Source organism: Cupriavidus gilardii (assembly GCF_013347325.1).
GTDB classification, from domain to species: domain Bacteria; phylum Pseudomonadota; class Gammaproteobacteria; order Burkholderiales; family Burkholderiaceae; genus Cupriavidus; species Cupriavidus gilardii.
On sequence record NZ_CP054624.1, the window covers coordinates 2,094,054 to 2,117,154 of the forward strand.

The window sequence follows — 23,101 nt, forward strand, 5'->3', positions numbered from 1 at the left end:
TCAGAGAGAAATGCCGAGTTTGCGGATGATCGGACCCCAGGCTTCGGAGTCGCGCTTCATGTAGCGCTCGACCTCCGTTGAGGGTCCCTTGATCGGTTCGAGGAACTGGAAGGCCAGCTTCTCCTTCAATTGCGGGTCGTCCAGTGCCTGATTGATGTCGGCGTTGATCTTTTGCACCAGCGCCGCCGGCGTGCCGATCTTGGCGACGATGGCGTACCAGCCCGGCACCGCGACGTCATAGCCCAGCTCCTTGAAGGTCGGCACACTGGGCAACGCGGCGAGCCGCTTGTCACCGGTCACGGCGAGCGGCACCAGCTTGTGTCCGACGATGTTTGCGTGCACGCCGGCCACCACGTTCATCATGACCGGGGTCTGGCCGTTCATCAGGCTGGTGGCGCCGCCCGGCCCATTGAACGGGACGTGCTGCAGCTTGATTCCCACCTTTTCGGCGACCAGTTCCATTGCCAGATGCGTGGAATTGCCGACGCCGCCCGACGCGAAGCTGATCTCGCCGGGACGCGCCTTCGCCACCTGCACGAACTCCTGCAAGGTCTTGACCTTCAGCGACGGCGCCGCGACGAAGACGAACGGCGAGTTCGCCAGCATGGCAACGCCCACCAGATCCTTCGACGGGTTGTACGGCAGCTTCGGATACAGATGCGGGTTGAAGCTCAGGTTCGACACGCCGGCAAAGAACAACGTGTAGCCGTCAGCGGGTTGCGACAGCACGTAGTTGATCGCCAGCGCGCCGTTGGCGCCGGGCTTGTTTTCCACCACCACCGCCTGCTTCCACGCCTGTCCCAGCCGTTCGGCCAGCGCCCGGGCCAGCACGTCGTTACCCGTGCCGCCGGCCTGGGGCACCACCAGCCGGACCGGCCTCGAGGGATAGTTTTCCGCCTGCGCGATACCGGGCAGCGTGGCGGCCAGCACTGCGCCCGCAGTCCAGCCCAAAAGTGTTCGCCGTTTCATTCCTGCATTCACCGTTTCGTCGATTCGTCCCGCTTGGGATGTCCTTCGGCCGCCTCAGCGGATGGCCAAATCGAGACGGAATGTACCATGTGGTACATCGATCGGTGTAGCGAGGGTATACGCGGAGGATCGTGCGAACAATCGGGAAAGAATCGCGCAAGAATCGCGCGGATGACAGCGCGAACTCAGCGGCTGGAATGCAGGGAAAGCAAGGGTAGTCGGCGGATCACCGCTGGCGCGGCCGCGCCATCATTTCGGCGAAATACTCGATCGCGGCGGTGGTGCCCTTGCGGTCGCCGGTAGTGACCAGATCGAGCAACAGCCCACGGATCGTCGCCACTTCGACACGGGCCAGCAGCTTCGCTTCGCTTCGGCTCATGCCGAGGCTGCGTTCGAAGCGTTCGGCCAGCATGCCGGTCCAGCTGCCGATGACGTCCTCGAGAAAGCCGCTGAAGCGTTCGCGGTCGCGGATCGCGCGGCCGTAGATTTCGAACACCAGCTGCATGATCGGCAGATAGTTCGAGGCCGAGTATCGCTGCCACGCTGCGACCAGTGCAGTCTTCGGATCCGTGCCGTCCGCCAGTGCATGGTGTCGCGCCTGCTGTTCGGCATGGCGGATGCGATGCAGCAGCGCCTGCCAGAACCCGTCCGCCGAGCCGAAGTAGTAGATCAGCATGCGGTGGCTGGTGCCCAGGGCCTCGGCCACGCTGCGCAGCGACAGATCGCCGAGGCCATGGGTCAGCACGTGCGCGGTGGCCGCGTCGAGGAGTTGAAGGGCTTGCTCGCTGTTCGCGCGTGCGCTGGCGTCGGGCTTCTTGGTCGGCATGGGTGGCGGTCGATATGCGGGACAACGACGCAAGGGCGTCGCGAACCGCGATTCTAGCCGCGGTCCGCCTCGCTATCGGCCCATTCCGACACTGTGCGCCAGCGCGCAAGCCAGCGGAACGATCCGGCCTGTCCGCTCAGGCCTGGACGATCGGCTCGAACCCGCCATAGATCATCCGCTGACCGTCGAACGGCATGTTCTGCATGTCGTTCGCCAGCCGCGGATCGGCCATTGCAGCCTTCATGCCTTCGTCGCGCTTCTCGCGCGACGGCCACTCGATCCACGAGAACACGACGGACTCGTCGTCCTTGCGCTGCACCGCCATCGTGAACGACGTGACCTTGCCCTCGGGCACATCGTCGCCCCAGCATTCGAACACGCGGAGAGCGCCGTACTCCTTGAACACCTGCGCGGCCTTCTGGGCCATTTCGCGGTAGGCCTCGCGGTTGGCGGTGGGCACGGCAATGACAAAACCGTCGACATAGGACATGGTGGTCTCCTTGGAATCGATTGGCACCGGCGGTGGGGTCTGCGCCGGGTGGCGCAGCCTCGCCCTCGGAATGCGTCTCGTTACGATAGTGCAAGACCGGGCAATGTCCAAAGTGGACAGCAGCTAGCCCTCTCCCTCGCGGGGCAGGAAGCGGTCGCCTTCGGCCAGCGGCGCGAAACGATAGGTCGCCGGCGTACGCGACAGCTTCACCGGCGCCCCCAGCCCCCGATAGCCGCCCTCCATCTCGACCACCATCTGGCGGTGCGCCGTATGGGGATGCTGCAGCGCATCCGGCACCGACAGCACAGGGGCGCAGGGCACGCCGGCCTGCACCAGCGCATCGGCCAGCGCCTTGCCGTCGCGCGTGCTCAACTGCGCCTCCAGCTCGGCCTTCAGCGCCGACCGATTGACCGAGCGTGCCCCGGCCGTCGCATAGCGCGCGTCGTCGGCCAGCGCGGGCACGCCAAGCTGCTCGCACAGGATGCGGAACTGCCGGTCGTTGCCGACCGCGAGAAAGATCGGATCGGTGGCGGTGGCGACCGTGTCGTACGGATAGATGTTCGGATGGGCGTTGCCGGTCCGCTGCGGCGCCTTGCCGCTGAGGAACCAGTTGGCCGCGTGCGGGTGCAGCAGCGACAGCCCCGAGTCATACAGCGCGGCCTCGACGAACTGGCCGCGGCCGCTGCGCTCGCGCTCCTGCAGCGCCAGCAGCACGCCCAGCGCGGCATTCAGGCCGGTCACCATGTCGACCACCGGCAAGCCGACGCGCAGCGCTTCGCCGTCCGCCTCGCCGTTGATGCTCATGATGCCGGCCATCGCCTGGATCGCGGCGTCGTAGCCCGGCAGGCCGCCCAGCGGACCGTCGGCGCCGAAGCCCGACACGCGGCAATGCACAAGGCGCGGGAAGCGTTCCGCCAGCGTTTCGTAGCCCAGGCCCCATTTCTCCATGGTGCCGGTCTTGAAGTTCTCGATCAGCACGTCGGCGTCGGCCAGCAGCGCGAGCAAGACCTCGCGCTCGGCCGCCGCAGCCAGGTCGAGCCGCATCACGCGCTTGTTCCGGTTCAGCCCGAAGTAGTAGGACGCCACGCCATCCTTGAACGGCGGGCCCCAGGCCCTCGTGTCGTCGCCCTGCGGCGGCTCGATCTTCAGCACGTCGGCGCCGTGATCGCCGAGGATCTGCCCGCAGTATGGGCCGCCCAGAATGCGCGACAGGTCGACCACCCGGATGCCGGCGAGCGCGCCGGTGCTTGCTTGCGTCATCGAAATTCCTCGGCTCGTTGCCATCGCCGGCGCCGTCGCCGGCGCCGGCGTCCATCCAGGTCAGTCCAGCTGCGCGCCGGACTTCTGCACCACCGCGCGCCACTTGCCCACCTCGGCCTTGATAAAGCCGCCCAGTTGCTCGGGCTTGGTCGACGGTGCGAACTCGAGCCCCTGCCCCTGCAGCGTCTTGCGGACCTCCGGCTGCTTCAGCGCATCGGCGAAGGCCGCGTTGAGCTTGCCGATGACTTCCTTCGGCGTGCCGGCAGGCGCCACCACGCCGAAGAACACCGACACGTCGAAGCCGGCGACGCCCTGCTCCGCGACCGTCGGCACATCGGGCAGTGCCTGCGAACGCTCGCGGGTGGTCACGCCGAGCGCGCGCAGCTTGCCGCTCTTGATGAACGGCAGCGCGGTCAGCACGTCGGTAAAGGTCATGCTGACCTGGCCGCCCAGCAGATCGTTCAGCGCCGGGCCGGTGCCCTTGTACGGGATGTGCTGGAAGTCGGTGCCCGCCAGGTTGTTGAACAGCACGCCGGCCAGGTGCGACGACGCGCCGTTGCCCGACGATGCATAGGTCAGCTTGCCGGGATTGGCCTTGGCATAGGCGGTCAGCTCGCTGACGTTCTTCGCCGGCACCGAAGGATTGACGACCAGCACATTGGGCAGATGGCCGATCTGGATCACCGGCGTGAAGCTCTTGACCGGGTCGTAGTTGATCTTGCGATAGAGACTGACATTGATCGCCAGCGGCGCCGAGGTGCCGAACATCAGCGTGTAGCCGTCGGGCTCGGCGCGCGCGACGGCTTCCGCGCCGATATTGCCGCCGGCGCCGGCGCGGTTCTCGACGATCACCGGCTGGCCGAGCGTGTTCTTCAGCGACGCGGCCAGCGTGCGGGCCATCGCGTCGGTCGGACCGCCCGGCGGGTAGGTCACCACCATCATGATCGGCTTGGACGGATAGTCCTTCTGCGCGAAGGCGGGAGCGATGCCGGCGCACAGCGTCAGCGTGGATGCGGCGGCGAGCGCCGCGATGCGTTGCCAGGGGGTCATCTGGTGTCTCCTAGTCAGGCCATGCGCCGTCGGATTCGTCGTCCCGGGCGCTTGTGGGGTTGCTTGTTGCGTGGCTTGTTGCGTGGCTTGTTGCCGTGAAATCCGCCGCGATCGCATGCGACTCGCGGCGGGTGAATCCGCGTGTCTTCAGAACAGATCGACCTGATCGACCGCGCCGGCAGGCTGCACCGCGCCTTCGGCCGGCGGTGCCACGGTATCGGCCAGCCAATCGGGTTCGGCGCCGCCTGCCAGTGGATCGCGCGGCAGCACGCGATGGATCAGCACCAGCTGGGCCAGCCGCATGCGGCGCACCGAGCCGATGCGGCCCGCTTCCCAAGCCATCGCCGCCGCGCTGGTCACGTGATACAGCGCGGACGCGGCCTGCCGGGCCAGCACATCGCCGGCCGCATCGGCCTGCGCGGCGTCGGCCGCCAGCGTGCAGGCGCGTTCCAATGCGCGGTCGAACGCCACACGGGCATTGGCGTGCAGCGGCGTCTGCGCCAACAGCTGCTGCAGATGGGCCCGCAGCACTGGCAGTGCCCCCTCGCGCCGGATCGCCCGCAGCACGTCCAGCGCGACGATATTGCTGGTGCCCTCCCAGATCGAGCCCAGGTGGGCGTCGCGCACCAGCCGCGGGTCGCTCCATTCCTCGATGTAGCCACAGCCGCCGCGGATCTCCATCGCATCGCCGGTGACCTTGCGCGCGTCGCGGCAGGCGCGGAACTTGATCAGCGGCGTCAGGATGCGCATCAGCGGATAGGCCTCGGTCTCGCCCGCATCGGCCCGGCGCAGCGCCTCGGCGGTCTGGAACACCATCGTGCGCGCCTGCTCGGTCGGCAGCGTCAGCTTCAGCAGCTGGCGGCGCATCAGCGGCATGTCGATCAGCCGCTTGCCGAAGGCACGGCGCTCCCGCGCGATGAACAGTCCTTCCGACAACGCCCGGCGCATCAGTCCGGCGGCGCGCACGCCGTTGGACAGCCGCGAATTGTTGATCATGTCCGCCATCTGCACGAAGCCGCGTCCCGGCTCGCCGACCAGCCAGGCGTGCGCGCCTTCGAGGCGGATCTCCCCGCTCGCCATCGAGCGCGTGCCGAGCTTGTCCTTCAGCCGGATGATCCGATAGTGGTTCGGGCTGCCATCGGCCAGCCTGCGCGGCAACAGGAACAGCGACACGCCCTTGATGCCCTCCGGCGCGCCGTCCGGACGCGCCAGCACCATCGCCAGTTCCGCGTCGGGGTTCGAGCAGAACCACTTGTCGCCGGTCAGGCGCCAGCCGCCCTGCGCGTGCGGATCGGGTATCGCGCGCGTGGCGGTGGCCGCCACGTCGGAGCCCGCGCCCTGCTCGGTCATGAACATCGCGCCCTGGTACAGATCCTCGAATACCTGCGTGGTCAGGTTCGGCAGGAAGCGCTCGACCAGCTCAGGATCGCCGAACTTGCGCAGCGTCCGCGTCAGCGAATCGGTCATCGACAGCGGGCAGCACAGCCCGAACTCGGCCTGCACGAACAGATAGGTCAGCGCGTACTTGGCGGCTGCCGGCATCGGCTGCGGCCAGCCCAGTACGCCGCCGCGATGCGATACCGCCGCCAGCCCGAACTCGGCAAAGGCCACGCGTTCGAGCTCGACATAGGCCGGATGCTTGTCAATGCGCTGCGCATCGATGCCGGTGCGCGTGCGGTGCGTCAGCGTCGGCGGATGGTGGTCGGCGGTATTGGCCAGTGCATCGAGCACGCCGCCCGCCAGCGCGCCCATGCGATCCAGATGCGGCAACAGGTGCTGGTACAGGTCCGCCGGCAGATACAGCGGCAGCAGCGCACGCAGATCGGGATCGCTGGCAAACAGATTGACGCCGTGCTGGTCCGGCACCGGATGGGCGGCGGGCGTCGCGGCGACGGGTTGCGATGAATCGTCCTGACGGACGGCGCTGCTCGGCATGCTTGTCTCCTCTTCCCACTTGTCGATGTGCGGCCGGGAACGAGCCCGCCGGATGGTGGAATGTTCGAGGAAACGGCGATTTGCGTCCAATACTAAGAATGGCTTGGACGATATGTTTTTTATATGGCGAGCGGAACGTTTCCGGTCCGCGCTGCGACCGTCATCGCGATAACAGGCTTACCGGTACACCCAAAAAGGCCCTTGAACCGGCCTGAAGCCTATCCTAGGATGTCCTATGACAATCTAATACAACATTCGATATGCCGCGTACTCGCACCGCCCACGTTCGTCCTCTGGAACCGGCCAGCGCCGAACCTCTATACGTCCAGCTTGCCGCACGCCTGGCCGCCGATATCTCGAGCGGCCACTTGGCGCCCGGTCAGCAATTGCCGACCGAGGCGCAGACGATGCAGACCTACGGCGTCAGCCGTATCACGGTGCGGCAGGCGATCCAGCTGCTTGCGCGCAACGGGCAGGTGACCTCACACCGCGGCAAGGGCACCTTTGTCGCCCGCACGACCTTGCAGCAGGATCTGAGCACCCTGCAGGGCTTCCAAGAGGCCTTGCGCAGCCAAGGCGTCGAGCCCGAGACGGAACTGCTCGAATTCTCGCCCTCCGCGGGCCGCATGGACCCGCAGCGGCCCGCCGACATGGATCTGCCGGTCCGCCTGCGGCGGCGCTACTGCCTGGACGGTGAAGCGTTCGCGGTGGTCGAGGCCTATCTGCCGGCCGAGGCTGCGCAGCTGGGCGAAGTTCGCGCCGAGCAACTAGCGGTCTACGACATCCTGCAGCAATACATGGCCTTGCGGATCGGGCGCGCCGACGTCGCGATCCAGTGCGCGCGTCCATCGCGACAGGTAGCTGCCGAACTGGGCCTGCCCGCCCGCACCAATGTACTGGTGATGCGCCGCACATCGTTCACCGTTGCCGGCGCGCCCTGCGAACACATGCGCATCCATATCGTGCCGGAGCGCTACACCTTCCGTCTTAGCGTACCCGGGCCGCTGGTGATCGCCCGCGCGTTGCAGCCGACCTCAACGGCAATGGCGCCCACCGCGACGGCGCCGACAACAAGACCGAGATCCCCGCGGAGATGACAGGAGACAACGTATGGACATCGGAACCCGACGCCGCCAGCTGCTGACGTTGCCGTTCGCCGCCGGCGCCGTTGCGCTGGCCAGCCCGTGGCGTGCCCTTGCCAGCGGCTACCCATCGAAGCCGATCCGGATGGTAGTGCCCTTCCCCGCCGGCGGACCGACCGATATCGTCGCGCGGCCGTTTGCGCAGTCGCTGGGCGAGGCCCTGAAACAATCGGTCGTCGTCGACAACCGCGGCGGTGCGGGAGGCTCGATCGGCGCGGGGATGGTCGCGACAGCCGCTGCGGATGGCTATACGTTGTTGATGGGCACGGTCGGCACCAGCGCGATCAATGCCAGCCTTTACAAGAACCTTTCCTACCACCCGGTCAAGGACTTCACGCCCATCGCCGCGGTGGCGACGGCGCCGGTGGCGATCGTCGTCCATCCCGGCGCGGGCATCGGCTCGCTGGCAGAGCTGGTGAGCAAGGCGAAGGCCCGTCCGAAGGCGATCAACTACGGCTCCGCCGGCAATGGCACGCCAGGTCATCTCGCCGCCGCGATGTTTTGCGCCACCGCCCATATCGAACTGACGCATGTCCCGTACAAGGGCAGCGCACCGGCGGTGACCGAACTGCTGGGCGGCCAGATTCCGCTGATGTTCGACCCCTTGCAATCGGTACTGCCGCATATCCAGTCCGGCAAGCTCAAAGCGCTGGCGATCACCAGCCGCCAACGCGCCAGCGTGCTGCCCGATGTGCCGACCGTGGCGGAATCGGGCTTCGCCGAGTTCGAGGCGACCGCATGGTGGGCACTGTTCGCGCCGGCCGGCCTGGCGCCGGCGATCGCACAACGGCTGCGCGCCGAAAGCGAGCGCATCGTGCGCGGCGCCGACTTCGAACGTCGGCTCGCCGGCCTGGGCCTGCAGACCATCCACGTGCCGCTGGCAAGCTTCCAGCAAGCCGAAACCGCCAAATGGGGCGCCGCGGTGCGCGCCACCGGCATCTCCATCGAGTAAGCCCCATGATCCTGAACGACGAAGAAAAGGCAATGCTCGCCGGCGAGTCCGGCGTGGTGGCGAAGATTGCGATCGAGCATCAGATCAAGGTCGGCGAGTTCTTCGGCGCGCGCGATTTCGTGCCGGTGACGCAGGCGCATATCATGGCCGACACCGAGAGCCTCGGACAGGCCGGCGTGATGTGGCTGGAGCGGCTGGCCGATGCAGGCGACGGCCGGGTACGGATTCCAACCATCACCGATCCGCGCGGCACCGACTTCCACAAGGCCTCGATGCTGGGCCAGGCCGACTGGATGCTGGAGCTGGAACGCCGCGCGATCGACGCCTTCACGCGCCTGGGCGTCAGCATGACGGACACCTGCATCAACTACCAGACCGTGCTGGCCGCCACGCGCGGCGAGCATGTCGCGTTCGGCGACACCGGCGTCGTGATCTACTCGAATTCGGTCGGCGGCGCACGCTCCAACTTCGAGGGCGGCCCGTCGGCGCTGTCCGCCGGGATCACCGGCCGCACGCCGCGCTATGGCTACCACCTCGATGCCCAGCGCCGGGCCACGCTGCGGCTGCGCATCGACTGGACGCCGCGCGAACTCGACGATTGGGGCGCGCTCGGCGGCGTGGTCGGCCGCCTCGCCGGCAACTACTGGCAGGTGCCGGTGCTGGAAGGGCTGGAAGGCGCGCCGACGTCGGACCAGCTCAAGCACTTCGGCGCGGCGATGGCGAGCTTCGGTTCGTCGGCGTTGTTCCATCTGGTCGGCATCACGCCGGAGGCGTTCCGGCTGCAGGATGTCGGCGGCGACCGGCTGCCGGTGGCTCACCGCATCGGCGAAGACGACATCCGCGCATTGCAGCACAGCTATGCGGTCGACAAGGCCATCGATGTCGTGGTCTTTTCCGCGCCCCAGTTGAGCCTGTACGAACTGCGCGACCTCGCCTCGCTGTGCGAGGGTCGCCGCTTCCAGCGTCCCCTGCTGGCCGTCACCAGCCCGCAGGTCAAGCCCGATTGCGACCGCTTCGGCTACACCGCGGCGATCGAAGCGGCGGGCGGCACCGTGCTGTCCGGCATGTGCTTCTACCAGTCCTATGCGCGCGAAATGCAGGAGGCCAAGGGCTGGAAACGCCTGGCCACCAACAGCGCGAAGCTGGTCAATATCCTCGGCGGCTACGGCTATGTGCCGATGCTGGCGTCGATGCGCGCCTGCGTCGATGCCGCTGAATCGGGAGAACTGCATTGAACGCAAAACTCTTCACCGCCCGCCATGCGATGGGACGCCGCGTGGTCGGCGAAGCGCTGGTCGCGCACGACGGCTTCTCGGCGCGCTACGACCTGAACCGGCTGCAGGGCGTGTTCTCGCGCCCCGCGCACAAGCTCGCAGGCCAGTCCTATGTCGACCGCATCCTGGTGCTCGATACGGCCAAGGGCGGCGTCGCCACTGCGTGGATGCTGCACGAGATGCGCTCGCGCAATATGGCGCCGCTGGCGATCGTGTTCAACACGGTCAATACGATCCTCGCCCAGGGCGCCGCGCTCGGCGACGTGACGATGCTGGCCGGCTTCGAGGTCGATATCACCGCGCAGGTACCGCACGGCGCCATGGTCGAAATCGATCCGGACGCCCGCACGCTGCGGGTGCTGGAGCCGGGCGAGACGCGGCCCGTCGAGCCGGCCGGCGCCGGCTTGCAGCGCATCCATGGGCCAAGATAGCGGACCAGTGCCTGGCCCGCACCTAACCGGTCGACGCTAGGGAAATACCCGCCCTGTCACACCACCGAACCGCAACGCGTTGCATACTGTCCCGCCACGGCCGAGCCGTGCGAGCCGGGCGGGACAGCCTGGCCGTCGTATCGAGACCCTCGCATCGACACCATACAAAGGAGACAACATGCAACGACGTCAAATCCTGCGCCTCGCCGGCGCGGCATGGGTAGCGGGCGTGGCCGGGTTGCCGGTCGGACGCCTGCACGCCGAGGACTTTCCCAGTCGTCCCATCAAGCTGATCGTGCCCTATGGCGCCGGCGGCATCACCGACCAGATCGGGCGGGCGCTGGCCGATGCGGCGGGGCGCGAGCTGGGCCAATCGATCATTGTCGAGAACAAGCCCGGCGTCAGCGGCACGCTGGGCGCGACGCAGATGGCCACCAGCGAGCCCGACGGCTATACGCTGACGATGGCGCCGGTCGTGATCTTCCGCCTGCCGCACGTGCAGAAGATGCGCTACGACCCGCTGAAGGATCTGACCTATATCTCGATGATCGCGGACTACAACTTCGCGGTCGCGGTGCGCACCGATGCCAAGTGGAAGACGATGCAGGATCTGGTGGCCGAGGCCAAGGCGTCGAGCCGCGGCATCAGCTACGGCACCACCGGCATCTACGGCAGCCAGCATCTGACGATCTCGGAACTGGCGCGCATCACGCAATCGAACTGGACGCATGTCCCCTACAAGGGCGACGCCGAGGCGATTACCTCGCTGCTGGGCGGCCAGTGCGACGTGGCGATGCTGACCAACACGCTGCTGCCCTATGTGAAGAACGGCCAGTTGCGCGTGCTGGCGGTGCTGTCCGAAAAGCGGGCGCCAGACTTTCCCGATGCGCCGACGCTCAGGGAGATCGGCTATCCGGTCTGGTCCAATTCGCCGTTCGGCATCGTCGGTCCCGCCGGCATGAAGCCCGAGGTCGTGAGGAAACTCGACACCGCGTTCCGCAATGCGCTGAAGGATCCGAAACTGCTGGCGGTGACGCAGCAGTACGGCATGTCGACCAACTATATGGGACCCGAGCAGTACAGCGCCTATGCGCAGAACGCCTTCAAGAGCGAGGGCGCGATCATCCGGCGGCTGGCCGAGGCGATGAAGAACCAGTAAGGTTCATTCGCCGGTGCCGCGGCCGAGTTCGCGCAGCAGCGTCTGTTGCGGCTCGGTCAGCGTGCGCAGCCGCGACGGCAGGTCGATGGCGACCGTCAGCAGCAGGTCGCCGGTCTTTTGCCTGGCGCGATCGTGCAGGCCCATGCCGCGCACGCGGATGACGGTGCCGCTGCGCGTCATCGCCGGAATCTCGGCCATCACCGTCTTGCGAAAGCGCACCACCGGCACGCGCCCGCCCAGGCAGGCCAGCACGAAGTCGATCTTCAGCTCGCGCGTCAGGTCCAGCCCATCGACGCCGAACACGCGATCCTTGCGCACCCGGACCTTGCACATCAGGTTGCCGTTGGGGCCGCCGTCGATACCGGGGCCGCCCATGCCGCGGGCGCGCAGCACGGTGCCGTCGATCACGCCCGGCTTGATCTGCACGCGCAGCGCCTTGTCGACGCGGACCTTGCCGGTACCGCCGCAGGCATCGCAGGCTGCCGGCTCGACGCCGCGCCCGGCGCAGCGCTCGCAGGCGCCATACGCGTTGAACAGGCCGCGCCGCACCTGCCCCGTACCGGCGCACGTCTTGCAGCCCATCATGCGGATGCCGCGCGCATCGCAGTGCAGGCAGTCGACCGTCATCCTGACCCGCGTCGATGCCATGCCGCCGAGCACCGCTGTCTCCAGCGCGATGCTGGTCTCGCACAGATAATCGACGCCGGCCTTGCCCGGCGCGTTGCGCCGCGGGCCGCCATGCGGCCAGGCTTCGCGCGCCGGGCGTGGGCCATGGGCGCCGCGGCCGTTGGCGGCGCCATTGCCTGCGCCATTGCCCCCGCCGTGACCGGAACCGCCGCGCGGCGCGGCGCGCTCGGCGTCGTAGGCGATCCGGCGGCCGGCATCCTTGAGCACCGCAAAGGCATGCTGCAATCGCTTGAACCGCTCTTCCGCGGCCTGCGGATCGTCCGGATTGCGGTCCGGATGCCAGCGCATGGCCAGCCGCCGATACGCCTGCCGGATCTCGTCCGCCGTGGCCGTCGGGGCAACGCCTAGGGTCTGGTAGTGGTCATGGTGCGTCACGGGGGCCTTGTGTTCGCCGTTGGCGCAGCCGGCGTTGCTGCGGGCGCGCTACCTGTTCAGCCGGCACATCGAAGGGATAACGGCATGCCGTGCGGAAACTGTAGGCATAGAATGAGGCCCGTTTCCGCACCCCTCCCACCTTCATCGAAGCGTCATCGAACGCCGCCCCTGCCATGGAGTTCCGCCATCTGCGCTATTTCCTCGTGCTGGCCGACGAGCTGCATTTCGGCCGCGCCGCGCGCCGGTTGTCGATCTCGCAGCCGCCGCTGTCGCTCAATATCCAGCAGCTGGAGGCGTCGGTCGGCGCCCGGCTGTTCGAACGCGACAGCAAGGGCGTGCGCCTGACCGCGGCGGGGCGGGCCTTTCGGGAATCGGCGACCGCGCTGCTGGCGCAGGCCGAGGAGGCACGGCTGCTGGCGCGCCAGATCGAAGCCGGTGCGGTGGGCAGGCTGCGCGTGGGTTTCGTCGGATCGATGCTGTACCGGGGGCTGCCGCAGAAGCTGCAACAGTTCGAGGCCGATCAGCCCGGCATCCAGATCGCGCTGACCGAGCTCAATTCGCAGGAACAGATCGAGGCGCTGCTGCACGGGCAGCTCGACGTCGGCTTCATCCACACCAGCCGCGTGCCGGACGAGCTGGCCACCCGGCTGATCCACAGCGAGCCCTTCGTCTGCTGCATGCCGGCCGCCCATCGGCTCGCGAGCCGACGCACCATCGCGCTGACCGAGCTGCGCGGCGAGACGTTCGTGCTGTTCTCGCGCAACGCATCGCCCGACTACTACGCGCGGATCGTCGACATGTGCGCGGCCGAGGGCTTCTATCCGCAGATCCGCCACGAGGTCCGGCACTGGCTGTCGGTGGTGTCGCTGGTCTCGCAGGGGATGGGCGTGGCGGTGGTGCCGGCGGCCTTGCGGCATTCGGCGCTGGCCGGCGCGGCCTTCCGGCCGCTGAAGCACAGCACCGTGCCGTCGGAAGTCTATTGCGTATGGAAGGCGGCGCCGGACCATCCCGCACGCGACCGCTTCGTCGGCATCTTTGCGGCGCCGGCCGCGCGGCAGCGTTCGGCGCAGGGCTAGCGGGCCGACGCCTCGCGATACGCGCGGATGCGCTCGCGCAGCCCCGGCCGCGCGGCCGAGTGGACCAGCGCGGCGAGCTGCCTCGCAAGTTCGCCGCCGTCGGCACGCGACGCGGCATGGATCGCCGCCTGCGTCTCGATGTCGAGCCGGCGCGCCTGACGGGCCAGCGCCTCCAGCGCGGTGTCGGGCTTGCCGTGCTCGTCCGCAACGAAGGAGCGTGTCGCCAGGCCGGCAGCGAGCGCGGTATCGGCATCGATCGTTGCGCCGGCGCCGATCCATTGGCGCGCCAGCGTCGGCCCGACCCGGGCGGCAAGCCGCGCGGTGCCCAGCACCAGCCCGAAGGCCGCGCCGGGGAAGGCGAAGCGGCCGTCGTCGGCCACCCAGCATTGTTCGCAGGCCGCCGCCAGATCGGCGCCGGCGCCCATGGCCCGGCCATGGACCCGCGCGACAGTGGTGAACGGTGCCGTGTAGATGGCCTGCAGCATCAGCTCGACCCGGACGAAGCGGGCCAGCAGCGTGTCATCGGTTTCGCTGTCGAGGTCGCCGAGGTCGAAACCCGTGCAGAAGTGTTTGCCCGCCCCTTCGAGCAGCACCAGCCGCGTGCCGTCGCGCTGGCAGGCGAGCACCGCGTCGTGCAAGGCCTGCACCAGCTCGGCCGACAAGGCATTGCCCCGTTGTGGGCGGTTCAGCGTCAGCCGCGTGATATCGCCTTGCCGGTCGACCAGCAGCACGGGCCCCGCCGTGGCGGCCGCACCCGGCGCGCCGTCAGACATCGGGGGCCGCCCACAGATTCGGCGCGAAGCGGTTGGCATAGCCCGAGACGAATTCCTTCGGCGCGCCCGTTGCCGGGTCGAAGACATGGCGGCGAATGCGGCCGATATTGCCGCCGTACAGGTGGACGCTGACCGAGACCCGGTCGTCGAAGGCGTTGCGCACGCGGTGGATGTCGCCGAGCGACGGCGATACCGCAGCGACCTGGCCGGCCTCGAGCCGCGTTTCCTCGCCGTCCTGATGGATGCCCCGGTCGTCGCGCCGATAACGGATATCGATCTCCGCGCCGCGCAGCACGCCGATCCAGCCCCACACCGTGTGGTCGTGCACCGGCGTCTGCTGTCCGGGGCCCCAGACAAAGCTGACGACCGAGAAACGATCGAGCGGATCGCCGTACAACAGGTATTGCTGGTAATAGGTCGGATGCGGCTGCGCCAGTTCGTCCGGAAGCCAGTCGTCACGAGCGACCAGCGCCTGCAGCAGTGGCCGCGTGCCTTCCAGCAAGGCAGCCTCGTCGCGATTGGGCCCCGCCATCAGCGACGTGACGCCGGCAACGAAGGTGCGCAGCGGTTCGATGGTGCGAGTCATGGCGTTTGCTCCTGCGTCTGCTGTTGCGTCTGCTGTTGCGTCTGCTGTTGCATTCGCCTTTGCGTCGGCGCTTGACTGCCGCCGCCGGCATGGGCAGCGCGAACCGCGTCAGTATGCTCGCCGAGGGCCGGCGGGGGGCAACGCACCGGCAAACCCATGCCGTCCAGCCGCAGCGGCGAAACGAAGGTCCGCGTCGCCACGCCGCCCGGCAGCGTCAGCGGGCGCACCCATTCCATGTGTTCGACCTGCGGGTCCTGCAGCGCGGCGGCATAGTCGTTGATGCGCGCGTGCGGCACGCCGGCGGCCTGGAAGGCGCCGATCCAGTGATCGACACCCGCGGCGGCGAAGCGCTGCTCGAGCAGTTCCTTCAACGCGGTCTGGTTGGCGGCGCGATCGCGCGTGGTGGCAAAGCGGGGATCGTCGGCCAGCTCCGGCATCTGCACCACGCGCACGACTTCCAGCCACAGCTTCTGGTTGCCGGCCGCGATCGCGAAGTAGCCATCGGCGGCGCGGAACGCCTGGTACGGCGCGTTGCGCGGATGCGCCGAGCCCAGCTTGGCGGGGCTGCGGCCGGTGCCGAAGTACTCGCTCGTCTGCAGCGCAGCGATGCCCAGCGTACAGCCATACATCGGCACATCGATATGCATGCCGGCGCCGCCGGCCCGCACCCGGGCCAGCGCGCTGGCGATCGCAAAGGCCCCGTACAGACCCGAAGCGAAATCGGCCAGCGGCACGCCGCACTTGACCGGCGCGCCGTCGGGCTCGCCGGTCACGCTCATCACGCCAGCGGCGGCCTGGATCGTCAGGTCGAAGCCGCCCTCGGTGGCGCGCGGCCCGCTCTGGCCATAGGCCGACACCGAGCAGTAGACAAGACCCGGATGGTCCTCGCGCAGGCTCGCATAGCCCAGCCCCAGGCGGTCCATCACGCCGGGCCGGTTGTTCTCGACGACCACGTCGGCCTCGAGCATCAGCCGGCGCGCCAGCGCGAGGTCTTCCGGCTGCTTCAGGTTCAGCACCACCGAGCGCTTGTTGCGGTTCAGCGAGGCGAAATTCTCCGAGAAGCCGGCCGAAATCGGCGGCCATTGCCGCAACGTATCGCCGTCGGGCGGCTCGACCTTGACCACGTCGGCGCCCATGTCGGCCAGCAGCATGCCGCAGAACGGCCCGGCGGCGACGGTGCAGAACTCCAATACCTTGACGCCGGCGAGCGGCAGATCCTTTTCGTTCAGGTCGGGCATGACGATGGCGGCAACGGGATGGCGCCGGTTGGCGGGAAGGTGAGCCGGCGGCCGGGTTGCGGGCGCCGGGGCATGCGGGGCATTATATGGACGTGCCGGAATACGGGACAATGGTTCCGTATTTGAGAACGGCGCGGACGACCCGCCCGTTGCCTCCCACGGCCCTGCCCCGCGGCGGGAGAGCGGGGCGAAACCGGGACGCAGGCCAACTCCAACCGCTAACCATGAACAACACCTTGATCAAAGGCCTGGGCATCGTCGAGCTGCTGGCCCATAGCGACCGGCCGCTGGGGCTGACCGAGATCGCCAACCGGCTCGGCATGGCCAAGAGCAATGTCCATCGGCTGCTGCAGGCGCTGACCGAGCTGCGCTACGTGATTCGCGACGAGGACACCGCGGGCTACAGCGCCTCGATCAAGCTGTGGGAGCTGGGCTCCGCGGTGCTCGGCCGCCTGGATCTGCGCCGCCACGCCGAGGGCTGGATGGAACGGCTGATGCACGACAGCGGCGAAAGCGTCCACCTGTCGGTGCTCGATCGCGGCGAGGTCGTCTACGTGCACAAGATCGACAGCCCCAATCCGGTCCGCGCCTATACGCAGATCGGCGGACGTGCGCTGGCACATTGCGTGGCGACCGGCAAGGCCATGCTGGCGTTCCAGCCGCCGGTCGTGCTGCAACGGATGTCGACGGCGCTGGAAGGCGCCACCGCCAATTCGATCGTCGAGCCGGCGCGCTTCCTGCAGGAAATGGACAAGGTGCGGCGGCAGGGCTATGCCGTCAATCGCGGCGAATGGCGCGAGTCGGTCCACGGCGTGGCCGCGCCGATCGTCGACGGCCATGGCCAGGTCTTCGCCGCGGTAGGCCTGTCCGGGCCGGCGGAGCGCTTCAAGCCGCAGAAGGTGCGCACCTTCGCCGAGATGGTCCAACATGCCGCCGCCGAAATCTCGGCGAGCCTGCGCGGCGGGCACCGGCACAGCGCACTGGCGCTGGCCACGCGCGGCATGGTGAGCGCAGGGCGTTGAGCCGTGCGCCAGCGCGCATTCCCCCCTTTGGCAGGGGTCCAGCGGACCCGAGTGTTCCGCGGAAGCCACAACCGCGCCGGATTGGTGCAGCGCGCATAGGCCGCTCCAAGATTCACCTTATAATGCCGCCACCTGGCCGACATCGAACGGACTTACCCAGTTCTCACCGGTGCGGAGGGCAGGCGGGCGATTGGCCTGCGCAATAACAAGAACGTGGTCATGTAGTGCCCTTTCAGGCCTGAGCCGCGGTCGTGCATGCGCGCCCCGACCAGCCTGTCAAAGTCGCCGGGGAGTTCTTCGATTTTGCGCACGTCCAGGGCCCGCGCCTGGATGATTCGAACAAACACGATCGAGGAGCTCCCAATGAAGCATTCCCGTCTTACCTCCCTTTCTCTCGCCGCCGCGCTGGTCACCTTCGGTGCCGTCGCACAAGCGGAAACCGTCAAGATCGCTATCGCCGGCCCGATGAGCGGCTCGGTCGCGCAGTACGGCGACATGGTCAAGGCGGGCGCGCTGACCGCCATCGAGCAGATCAACGCTGCCGGCGGCGCCGGCGGCAACAAGCTCGAAGTGGTGCTGATGGACGACGCCTGCGAGCCCAAGCAGGCCGTGGCCGTCGCCAACAAGATCGTCAGCCAGGGCATCCGCTATGTGATCGGGCACGTCTGCTCGGGCTCGACCATTCCGGCCGCCGACATCTACGAGAACGAAGGCGTCGTGATGGTGACGCCGTCGGCCACCGCGCCGCAGCTGACCGAAGGCAAGAAGCGCAAGATGATCTTCCGCACGATCGGCCGCGACGACCAGCAGGGTCCGGCCGCCGCGCAGTACATCATCGGCAAGGTCAAGCCCAAGAAGGTCGCCGTGCTGCACGACAAGCAGTCGTACGGCCAGGGCATCGCCGCCTCGGTGCGCAAGGACCTCGAAGCGGCCAAGATCCCCGTGGTGCTGTTCGAAGGCATCAACGCCGGCGATTCGGACTACTCGGCCGTGATCACCAAGCTGAAGTCGCAGGGTGTGGACTTCGTCTACTTCGGCGGCTATCACCCCGAAATGGGCCTGCTGCTGCGTCAGGCGCGCGAGCAGGGCGTCAAGGCGACGTTCATGGGACCGGAAGGCGTCGGCAACAAGGACGTCACCGCGATCGCCGGCCCGGCTTCGGAAGGCATGCTGGTCACGCTGCCGGCCGACTTCTCGGCCGACCCGGCCAACGCGGCGCTGGTCAAGGCGTTCGCAGACAAGAAGCGCGATCCGAACGGTCCGTTCCAGATGCCGGCCTACGCGGGCGTCAAGATCATCGCCGACGCGATCGCGGGCGCCAAGAGCACCGATCCGACCAAGGTCGCGGCGTACATGCACAAGAACGCCTTCCAGACCCCGATCGGCAAGGTGGAATACGACGCGCAAGGCGACCTGAAGTCGTTCAAGTTCGTCGTCTTCACCTGGCACAAGGACGCCACCAAGACGGCCGCCAACTGATCGCCGGCGCGGTCCGTGCCAACGCCCCGTTCGTCGCCGAACGGGGCGTTTTGATATGCCGGGCCGCTTCGATCGCGCCCTTCCCCGCGCGGGAAGGGCCCGCCGCGACAGGCACGCCGGCTTCACCGATGCGGTGCCGACAGGCCCGCGCCCCGGCCGACGTGCAGTACAGACGGGACGTACCCCATGAACGAATTCCTACCTCAATTCACCCAGCAGCTGGTCAACGGCCTGACGCTGGGTGCGATCTATGCGCTGATCGCCATCGGCTACACGATGGTCTACGGCATCATCGGCATGATCAATTTCGCCCACGGCGAGATCTACATGATCGGCGCCTATGTCGGCCTGGTGACGCTGACCGCCATCGGCGTGGCGGCCGGCTATCCGCTGCCGCTGGTGCTCGGCGCCGCGCTGCTGGTGTCGGTGATCGTCACCGGCCTGTACGGCTTCGCCGTCGAGCGGGTCGCCTACCGGCCGCTGCGCGGCGGACCGCGGCTGGTGCCCCTGATCTCCGCGATCGGCATGTCGATCTTCCTGCAGAACTACGTGCAGATCGGCCAGGGCGCGCGCGACGTGTCGGTGCCGTTGCTGATCAGCGGCGCGCTCGAGCTCGAGATGGGCGGCGATTTCACGGTGACCGTGCCGTATTCGCGCCTGCTGATCGTCGGCGTGACGCTGGTGCTGATGATCGCGCTGACGCTGTTCATCGGCCACTCGCGCATGGGCCGCGCCTGCCGCGCCTGCGCCGAGGACATGCGCATGGCCAACCTGCTCGGCATCGATACCAACCGCGTGATCTCGTTCACCTTCGTGCTGGGCGCGATGCTGGCCGCCGCGGGCGGCGTGCTGATCGGGCTGACCATCGGCAAGCTGAACCCCTTCATCGGCTTCGTCGCCGGCATCAAGGCCTTCACGGCCGCGGTGCTGGGCGGCATCGGCAGCATTCCGGGCGCGATGCTCGGCGGCGTGCTGCTGGGGCTGGCCGAGACCTTCGCCTCGGGCTACATGCCGGCCGAATACAAGGACGTGGTCGCGTTCGGCCTGCTGGTGCTGATCCTGCTGTTCCGTCCCACCGGCCTGCTCGGCAAGCCGGACGTGGAAAAAGTCTGAGGACCGCGCCATGAACTCCTCCATTTCGATGACGCAATCGCTGAAGAACGCCGTCTGGGCGGCGGTGCTGACCGCCATCCTGACGATCCCCATCCTCGGCCTGCAGCTCAAGCTCGAGGGCTATCGCGTGGTGCTGGAACCGCACTGGCGGCCGGTGTGGATCGCGGTGGCCGCGGTCTTCCTGTTCCAGCTGTTCAAGCCGGTGATCCACCGCTCCACCTCGGCGGTCAAGCTGCCGGCGCTGCCCACGCTGGCGCCGGGACAGCAGCGCGCCGCGGTCTGGGTGCTGCTGGCGGTCGGGCTGATCTGGCCGTTCTTCGGCTCGCGCGGCGCGGTGGACGTCGCCACGCTGGCGCTGATCTACGTGATGCTGGGCCTGGGGCTGAACATCGTGGTCGGTTTCGCCGGCCTGCTCGACCTCGGCTATGTCGGCTTCTACGCGGTCGGCGGCTACACCTATGCGCTGCTGAACCAGGCCTTCGGCCTGTCGTTCTGGGAGTGCCTGCCGATCTCGGCCGGCATGGCTGCGCTGTTCGGCTTCCTGCTGGGCTTCCCGGTGCTGCGGCTGCGCGGCGACTACCTGGCCATCGTGACGCTGGGCTTCGGCGAGATCATCCGCCAGCTGCTGAACAACCTGACCAGCCTGACCGGCGGGCCGGACGGCATCTACGGCATCCCGAAGCCGACCGTGTTCGGCATCCCGATGACCCGCAGCGCCGGCGAGGACGGTGCCCGCACCTTCCACGACCTGCTCGGCCTGGACTACAGCGGCGAACACATGGTGATCTTCCTGTACCTGCTGGCGTTGCTGCTGGTCGGCGTGACGCTGTTCGTCACCAGCCGGCTGATCCGCATGCCGATGGGCCGCGCCTGGGAAGCGCTGCGCGAGGACGAGATCGCCTGCCGCTCGCTGGGTCTGAACCCGACCCGGATCAAGCTGTCGGCCTTCACGCTGGGCGCGACCTTCGCGGGTCTGGCCGGCGCGTTCTTTGCCGCGCGTCAGGGCCTGGTCAATCCCGAATCGTTCACCTTCATCGAGTCGGCGCTGATCCTGGCCGTGGTGGTGCTCGGCGGCATGGGCTCGCAGCTGGGCGTGATCATCGCCGCGATCCTGCTGACGGTGCTGCCCGAGGTCGCGCGCGGCTTCGCCGAGTACCGGATGCTGCTGTTCGGCCTGGTGATGGTGCTGATGATGATGTGGCGCCCGCAGGGCCTGTTGCCCGCCAGCCGCCCGCACGTGGAGTTGCCGCAATGAGTGCACAGAGCGCAGAACTGTTGAAAGTGTCCGGCCTGCAGATGCGCTTCGGCGGCCTGCTGGCGGTCGACGGCATCGATTTCAGCGTCCGCAACGACGAGGTGTTCGCCATCATCGGGCCGAACGGCGCGGGCAAGACCACGGTGTTCAACTGCGTCGGCGGCTTCTACAAGCCGACCGCCGGCGAGGTGATGCTGGACGGCCGCCCGATCGCCGGCCTGCCGAGCCATATGGTGGCGCGCCAGGGGCTGGTCCGCACGTTCCAGAACATCCGGCTGTTCAAGAACCTGACGGTGGTCGAGAACCTGATGGTGGCCCAGCATCGCCGCGTCAAATCGGGGCTGCTGCACGGGCTGTTCGCCACGCCCGCCTACCGCCGCGCCGAGCGCGAGGCGCTGGGCCGTGCCGCCGAATGGCTCGACCGCATGGGGCTGCGCGCGGTGGCCAACCGCGAGGCCGGCACGCTGTCGTACGGCCACCAGCGCCGGCTCGAGATCGCGCGCTGCATGATCACGCAGCCGCGCCTGCTGATGCTGGACGAACCCGCCGCCGGCCTGAACCCGCAGGAAAAGGTCGAGCTGAAGATGCTGATCGACCAGCTGCGGCGCGAGTTCGGCATCGCCGTGCTGCTGATCGAGCATGACATGAGCCTGGTGATGGGCGTGTCCGACCGCATCCTGGTGATGGAGCACGGGCGCCCGATCACCATCGGCAAACCCGAGGACGTGCGCAACGACCCGCGCGTGATCAAGGCATACCTGGGAGAGGACTGATGCTGAAGCTGGAACAGGTCCATACCCATTACGGCGCCGTCGAGGCGTTGTGTGGCGTATCGATCGAGGTCAACCAGGGTGAGATCGTCACGCTGATCGGCAGCAACGGCGCGGGCAAGACCACGCTGATGATGACGATCTGCGGCAGCCCGCGCGCCTCCAGCGGCCGCGTGCTGTTCGAGGGCCGCGACATCACCGGCTGCTCGACGCACGAGATCATGCGCATGGGCATGGCGATCTCGCCCGAGGGCCGGCGCGTGTTTCCCAGCCTGACCGTGCTGGAGAACCTGAAGATGGGCGCCTTCTTCGCCAAGCGCGACGAGATCGAGGCCGGCATCAAGCATGTGTTCAAGCTGTTCCCGCGGCTGGAGCAGCGCGCCTCGCAGCGCGCCGGCACCATGTCCGGCGGCGAGCAGCAGATGCTGGCGATCGGCCGCGCGCTGATGAGCCGCCCGCGCCTGCTGCTGCTCGACGAGCCGACCCTGGGCCTGGCGCCGATGATCATCGCGCAGATCTTCGACATCATCCGCACGATCCGCGAGGAAGGCGTGACGGTGTTCCTGGTCGAGCAGAACGCCAACAAGGCGCTGCAGGTGGCCGACCGCGGCTATGTGCTGGAAATCGGCAAGGTGGTGCTGGCCGATACCGGCGCGAACCTGCTGGCCAACGACCAGGTGCGCAACGCGTATCTGGGCGGCTGAGGCGAAGGCAAGCGCGGCGACGCACCGGCCCGGCCACCGCCGTCCGACCCCGGGCGGCGGTGGCCGGGCCGCTTTGCTTGCGGCACGCCAGGCGGCACCCCACGCCAGTACGGCACATCGAGCGTGATCATATGCAGTACAATGCAAACGATTCTCATCTACGCTCGCTGATTCATCACTAAGCAAGCGGTCAGGTAGTACCGGCGCCACGCCGGCAAACCCGCCCGCGGGACCAAAGCTCATGCGCTTGTCAGAATTGCCGCGGCGCACCGCGGCCATCGTACTGTCGGTCGACGACAGCACCCCGAACGATCCCATCGCCCGACGCCTGCGCGAACTCGGCTTCGTGCCCGGTGAGGCCGTGCAGATCATCACCTACGGCCCGTTCGGCAAGGACCCGCTGGTCGCTCAGGTCGGCAGCACGCGCTTCGCGTTGCGCCGCGCCGAAGCCGCCCGCGTGACGGTGCAGCCCGAGGGCGCGCGCACCGGCAGCATGGCCGATGCGGCCGATAAAGCCAGTACCGCATGAAGCGGA

General features: G+C 68.0%; 23 protein-coding genes. 13 read left to right on the top strand and 10 right to left on the bottom strand.

Translation table 11 applies throughout. The annotated features are described in order from the left end of the window. From FOB47_RS09435 to FOB47_RS09460, 6 genes are all read right to left on the bottom strand, one after another. On the bottom strand, positions 1-969 hold the full coding sequence (locus tag FOB47_RS09435; protein ID WP_053823363.1) for a Bug family tripartite tricarboxylate transporter substrate binding protein: 969 nt from the start codon (positions 967-969) through the stop codon (positions 1-3). A gap of 226 nt (positions 970-1,195) precedes the next feature. Next, the gene (locus FOB47_RS09440) at positions 1,196-1,795 is read right to left on the bottom strand and encodes a TetR family transcriptional regulator (RefSeq protein WP_174780703.1); all 600 of its coding nucleotides are present in this window, start codon (positions 1,793-1,795) and stop codon (positions 1,196-1,198) included. Between the two features lie 136 nt (positions 1,796-1,931). Next, positions 1,932-2,285, bottom strand: a complete 354-nt coding sequence (locus tag FOB47_RS09445) for a DUF1428 domain-containing protein (RefSeq protein WP_053823361.1) — start codon at positions 2,283-2,285, stop codon at positions 1,932-1,934. 123 nt (positions 2,286-2,408) lie between these two features. After that, a complete protein-coding gene (locus tag FOB47_RS09450; RefSeq protein WP_053823360.1) occupies positions 2,409-3,545 on the bottom strand; it encodes a CaiB/BaiF CoA transferase family protein in 1,137 nt (378 codons plus the stop codon). Positions 3,546-3,605: 60 nt separating this feature from the next. Beyond that, the gene (locus FOB47_RS09455) at positions 3,606-4,595 is read right to left on the bottom strand and encodes a Bug family tripartite tricarboxylate transporter substrate binding protein (RefSeq protein WP_053823359.1); all 990 of its coding nucleotides are present in this window, start codon (positions 4,593-4,595) and stop codon (positions 3,606-3,608) included. A gap of 147 nt (positions 4,596-4,742) precedes the next feature. Further along, the gene (locus tag FOB47_RS09460; RefSeq protein ID WP_174780704.1) at positions 4,743-6,530 is read right to left on the bottom strand and encodes an acyl-CoA dehydrogenase family protein; all 1,788 of its coding nucleotides are present in this window, start codon (positions 6,528-6,530) and stop codon (positions 4,743-4,745) included. Between the two features lie 260 nt (positions 6,531-6,790). Here FOB47_RS09460 and FOB47_RS09465 point away from each other — a divergent pair, with 260 nt between their 5' ends. The 5 genes from FOB47_RS09465 (at position 6,791) to FOB47_RS09485 (ending at position 11,488) form a co-directional block, all read left to right on the top strand. Continuing rightward, positions 6,791-7,627, top strand: a complete 837-nt coding sequence (locus FOB47_RS09465) for a GntR family transcriptional regulator (RefSeq protein WP_174780705.1) — start codon at positions 6,791-6,793, stop codon at positions 7,625-7,627. A gap of 13 nt (positions 7,628-7,640) precedes the next feature. After that, positions 7,641-8,624, top strand: a complete 984-nt coding sequence (locus FOB47_RS09470; RefSeq protein WP_174780706.1) for a Bug family tripartite tricarboxylate transporter substrate binding protein — start codon at positions 7,641-7,643, stop codon at positions 8,622-8,624. Between the two features lie 5 nt (positions 8,625-8,629). Continuing rightward, complete coding sequence (locus tag FOB47_RS09475; RefSeq protein ID WP_174780707.1) at positions 8,630-9,859, top strand: aconitase X; 1,230 nt, start codon at positions 8,630-8,632, stop codon at positions 9,857-9,859. Next, positions 9,856-10,329 carry an aconitase X swivel domain-containing protein gene (locus tag FOB47_RS09480; protein ID WP_217488896.1) on the top strand — a complete coding sequence of 158 codons (474 nt, stop codon included), beginning with the start codon at positions 9,856-9,858 and terminating at the stop codon, positions 10,327-10,329. The genes FOB47_RS09475 and FOB47_RS09480 overlap by 4 nt, the downstream gene beginning before the upstream one ends. A 178-nt stretch (positions 10,330-10,507) precedes the next feature. Next, positions 10,508-11,488, top strand: a complete 981-nt coding sequence (locus FOB47_RS09485; protein WP_174780708.1) for a tripartite tricarboxylate transporter substrate binding protein — start codon at positions 10,508-10,510, stop codon at positions 11,486-11,488. Positions 11,489-11,491: 3 nt separating this feature from the next. Here the strand turns inward: FOB47_RS09485 and FOB47_RS09490 are convergent, their stop codons facing one another. Further along, positions 11,492-12,550 carry a DnaJ C-terminal domain-containing protein gene (locus tag FOB47_RS09490; protein WP_174780709.1) on the bottom strand — a complete coding sequence of 353 codons (1,059 nt, stop codon included), beginning with the start codon at positions 12,548-12,550 and terminating at the stop codon, positions 11,492-11,494. A gap of 173 nt (positions 12,551-12,723) precedes the next feature. On the opposite strand from FOB47_RS09490, the gene FOB47_RS09495 reads away from it, so the two are divergent. Next, positions 12,724-13,626: a LysR family transcriptional regulator gene (locus FOB47_RS09495; protein WP_174780710.1), complete on the top strand. Its 903-nt coding sequence runs from the start codon at positions 12,724-12,726 to the stop codon at positions 13,624-13,626. On the opposite strand, the gene FOB47_RS09500 is transcribed toward FOB47_RS09495, so the two are convergent. From FOB47_RS09500 to FOB47_RS09510, 3 genes are read right to left on the bottom strand one after another with little or no spacing between them, the layout of a single operon-like run. After that, positions 13,623-14,399, bottom strand: coding sequence for an enoyl-CoA hydratase/isomerase family protein (locus FOB47_RS09500; protein ID WP_174780711.1), 777 nt, complete (start codon positions 14,397-14,399; stop codon positions 13,623-13,625). The two genes, FOB47_RS09495 and FOB47_RS09500, sit on opposite strands and share 4 nt — an antisense overlap. Beyond that, positions 14,392-14,985, bottom strand: coding sequence for a cysteine dioxygenase family protein (locus FOB47_RS09505; RefSeq protein WP_053823354.1), 594 nt, complete (start codon positions 14,983-14,985; stop codon positions 14,392-14,394). The genes FOB47_RS09500 and FOB47_RS09505 overlap by 8 nt, the downstream gene beginning before the upstream one ends. After that, positions 14,982-16,223 (bottom strand): CaiB/BaiF CoA transferase family protein, encoded by a 1,242-nt coding sequence (locus FOB47_RS09510; protein ID WP_174780712.1) that lies wholly within the window; start codon positions 16,221-16,223, stop codon positions 14,982-14,984. Before FOB47_RS09510 ends, FOB47_RS09505 begins: the two co-directional genes overlap by 4 nt. Before the next feature lie 224 nt (positions 16,224-16,447). On the opposite strand from FOB47_RS09510, the gene FOB47_RS09515 reads away from it, so the two are divergent. From FOB47_RS09515 to FOB47_RS09545, 7 genes are all read left to right on the top strand, one after another. Further along, a complete protein-coding gene (locus tag FOB47_RS09515; protein WP_053823352.1) occupies positions 16,448-17,245 on the top strand; it encodes an IclR family transcriptional regulator in 798 nt (265 codons plus the stop codon). A gap of 363 nt (positions 17,246-17,608) precedes the next feature. Continuing rightward, positions 17,609-18,724, top strand: coding sequence for a branched-chain amino acid ABC transporter substrate-binding protein (locus tag FOB47_RS09520; protein WP_053823351.1), 1,116 nt, complete (start codon positions 17,609-17,611; stop codon positions 18,722-18,724). A gap of 186 nt (positions 18,725-18,910) precedes the next feature. Next, positions 18,911-19,837, top strand: a complete 927-nt coding sequence (gene livH / locus FOB47_RS09525; protein ID WP_174780713.1) for a high-affinity branched-chain amino acid ABC transporter permease LivH — start codon at positions 18,911-18,913, stop codon at positions 19,835-19,837. 10 nt (positions 19,838-19,847) lie between these two features. After that, positions 19,848-21,092, top strand: coding sequence for a high-affinity branched-chain amino acid ABC transporter permease LivM (locus tag FOB47_RS09530; protein WP_232963212.1), 1,245 nt, complete (start codon positions 19,848-19,850; stop codon positions 21,090-21,092). Continuing rightward, the gene (gene livG, locus FOB47_RS09535; protein WP_174780714.1) at positions 21,089-21,865 is read left to right on the top strand and encodes a high-affinity branched-chain amino acid ABC transporter ATP-binding protein LivG; all 777 of its coding nucleotides are present in this window, start codon (positions 21,089-21,091) and stop codon (positions 21,863-21,865) included. The genes FOB47_RS09530 and livG overlap by 4 nt, the downstream gene beginning before the upstream one ends. After that, entirely contained in the window at positions 21,865-22,566 is a 702-nt protein-coding gene (locus tag FOB47_RS09540) for an ABC transporter ATP-binding protein (RefSeq protein WP_174780715.1), read from the top strand. The genes livG and FOB47_RS09540 overlap by 1 nt, the downstream gene beginning before the upstream one ends. A 241-nt stretch (positions 22,567-22,807) precedes the next feature. Beyond that, positions 22,808-23,095 (top strand): FeoA family protein, encoded by a 288-nt coding sequence (locus tag FOB47_RS09545; protein WP_053823348.1) that lies wholly within the window; start codon positions 22,808-22,810, stop codon positions 23,093-23,095. Positions 23,096-23,101: the final 6 nt, after the last annotated feature.

What these genes read in the sequence shown, in the direction of transcription:
- FOB47_RS09470 (WP_174780706.1), top strand. Translation starts at nt 7,641, where the DNA reads ATGGACATCGGAACCCGACGCCGCCAGCTGCTGACGTTGCCGTTCGCC.
- FOB47_RS09530 (WP_232963212.1), top strand. Translation starts at nt 19,848, where the DNA reads ATGAACTCCTCCATTTCGATGACGCAATCGCTGAAGAACGCCGTCTGG.
- FOB47_RS09465 (WP_174780705.1), top strand. Translation starts at nt 6,791, where the DNA reads ATGCCGCGTACTCGCACCGCCCACGTTCGTCCTCTGGAACCGGCCAGC.
- FOB47_RS09495 (WP_174780710.1), top strand. Translation starts at nt 12,724, where the DNA reads ATGGAGTTCCGCCATCTGCGCTATTTCCTCGTGCTGGCCGACGAGCTG.
- FOB47_RS09485 (WP_174780708.1), top strand. Translation starts at nt 10,508, where the DNA reads ATGCAACGACGTCAAATCCTGCGCCTCGCCGGCGCGGCATGGGTAGCG.
- livG (WP_174780714.1), top strand. Translation starts at nt 21,089, where the DNA reads ATGAGTGCACAGAGCGCAGAACTGTTGAAAGTGTCCGGCCTGCAGATG.
- FOB47_RS09520 (WP_053823351.1), top strand. Translation starts at nt 17,609, where the DNA reads ATGAAGCATTCCCGTCTTACCTCCCTTTCTCTCGCCGCCGCGCTGGTC.
- FOB47_RS09540 (WP_174780715.1), top strand. Translation starts at nt 21,865, where the DNA reads ATGCTGAAGCTGGAACAGGTCCATACCCATTACGGCGCCGTCGAGGCG.
- FOB47_RS09500 (WP_174780711.1), bottom strand. Translation starts at nt 14,399, where the DNA reads ATGTCTGACGGCGCGCCGGGTGCGGCCGCCACGGCGGGGCCCGTGCTG.
- FOB47_RS09455 (WP_053823359.1), bottom strand. Translation starts at nt 4,595, where the DNA reads ATGACCCCCTGGCAACGCATCGCGGCGCTCGCCGCCGCATCCACGCTG.
- FOB47_RS09505 (WP_053823354.1), bottom strand. Translation starts at nt 14,985, where the DNA reads ATGACTCGCACCATCGAACCGCTGCGCACCTTCGTTGCCGGCGTCACG.
- FOB47_RS09475 (WP_174780707.1), top strand. Translation starts at nt 8,630, where the DNA reads ATGATCCTGAACGACGAAGAAAAGGCAATGCTCGCCGGCGAGTCCGGC.
- FOB47_RS09440 (WP_174780703.1), bottom strand. Translation starts at nt 1,795, where the DNA reads ATGCCGACCAAGAAGCCCGACGCCAGCGCACGCGCGAACAGCGAGCAA.
- FOB47_RS09435 (WP_053823363.1), bottom strand. Translation starts at nt 969, where the DNA reads ATGAAACGGCGAACACTTTTGGGCTGGACTGCGGGCGCAGTGCTGGCC.
- FOB47_RS09515 (WP_053823352.1), top strand. Translation starts at nt 16,448, where the DNA reads ATGAACAACACCTTGATCAAAGGCCTGGGCATCGTCGAGCTGCTGGCC.
- FOB47_RS09445 (WP_053823361.1), bottom strand. Translation starts at nt 2,285, where the DNA reads ATGTCCTATGTCGACGGTTTTGTCATTGCCGTGCCCACCGCCAACCGC.
- FOB47_RS09545 (WP_053823348.1), top strand. Translation starts at nt 22,808, where the DNA reads ATGCGCTTGTCAGAATTGCCGCGGCGCACCGCGGCCATCGTACTGTCG.
- FOB47_RS09460 (WP_174780704.1), bottom strand. Translation starts at nt 6,530, where the DNA reads ATGCCGAGCAGCGCCGTCCGTCAGGACGATTCATCGCAACCCGTCGCC.
- FOB47_RS09510 (WP_174780712.1), bottom strand. Translation starts at nt 16,223, where the DNA reads ATGCCCGACCTGAACGAAAAGGATCTGCCGCTCGCCGGCGTCAAGGTA.
- livH (WP_174780713.1), top strand. Translation starts at nt 18,911, where the DNA reads ATGAACGAATTCCTACCTCAATTCACCCAGCAGCTGGTCAACGGCCTG.
- FOB47_RS09450 (WP_053823360.1), bottom strand. Translation starts at nt 3,545, where the DNA reads ATGACGCAAGCAAGCACCGGCGCGCTCGCCGGCATCCGGGTGGTCGAC.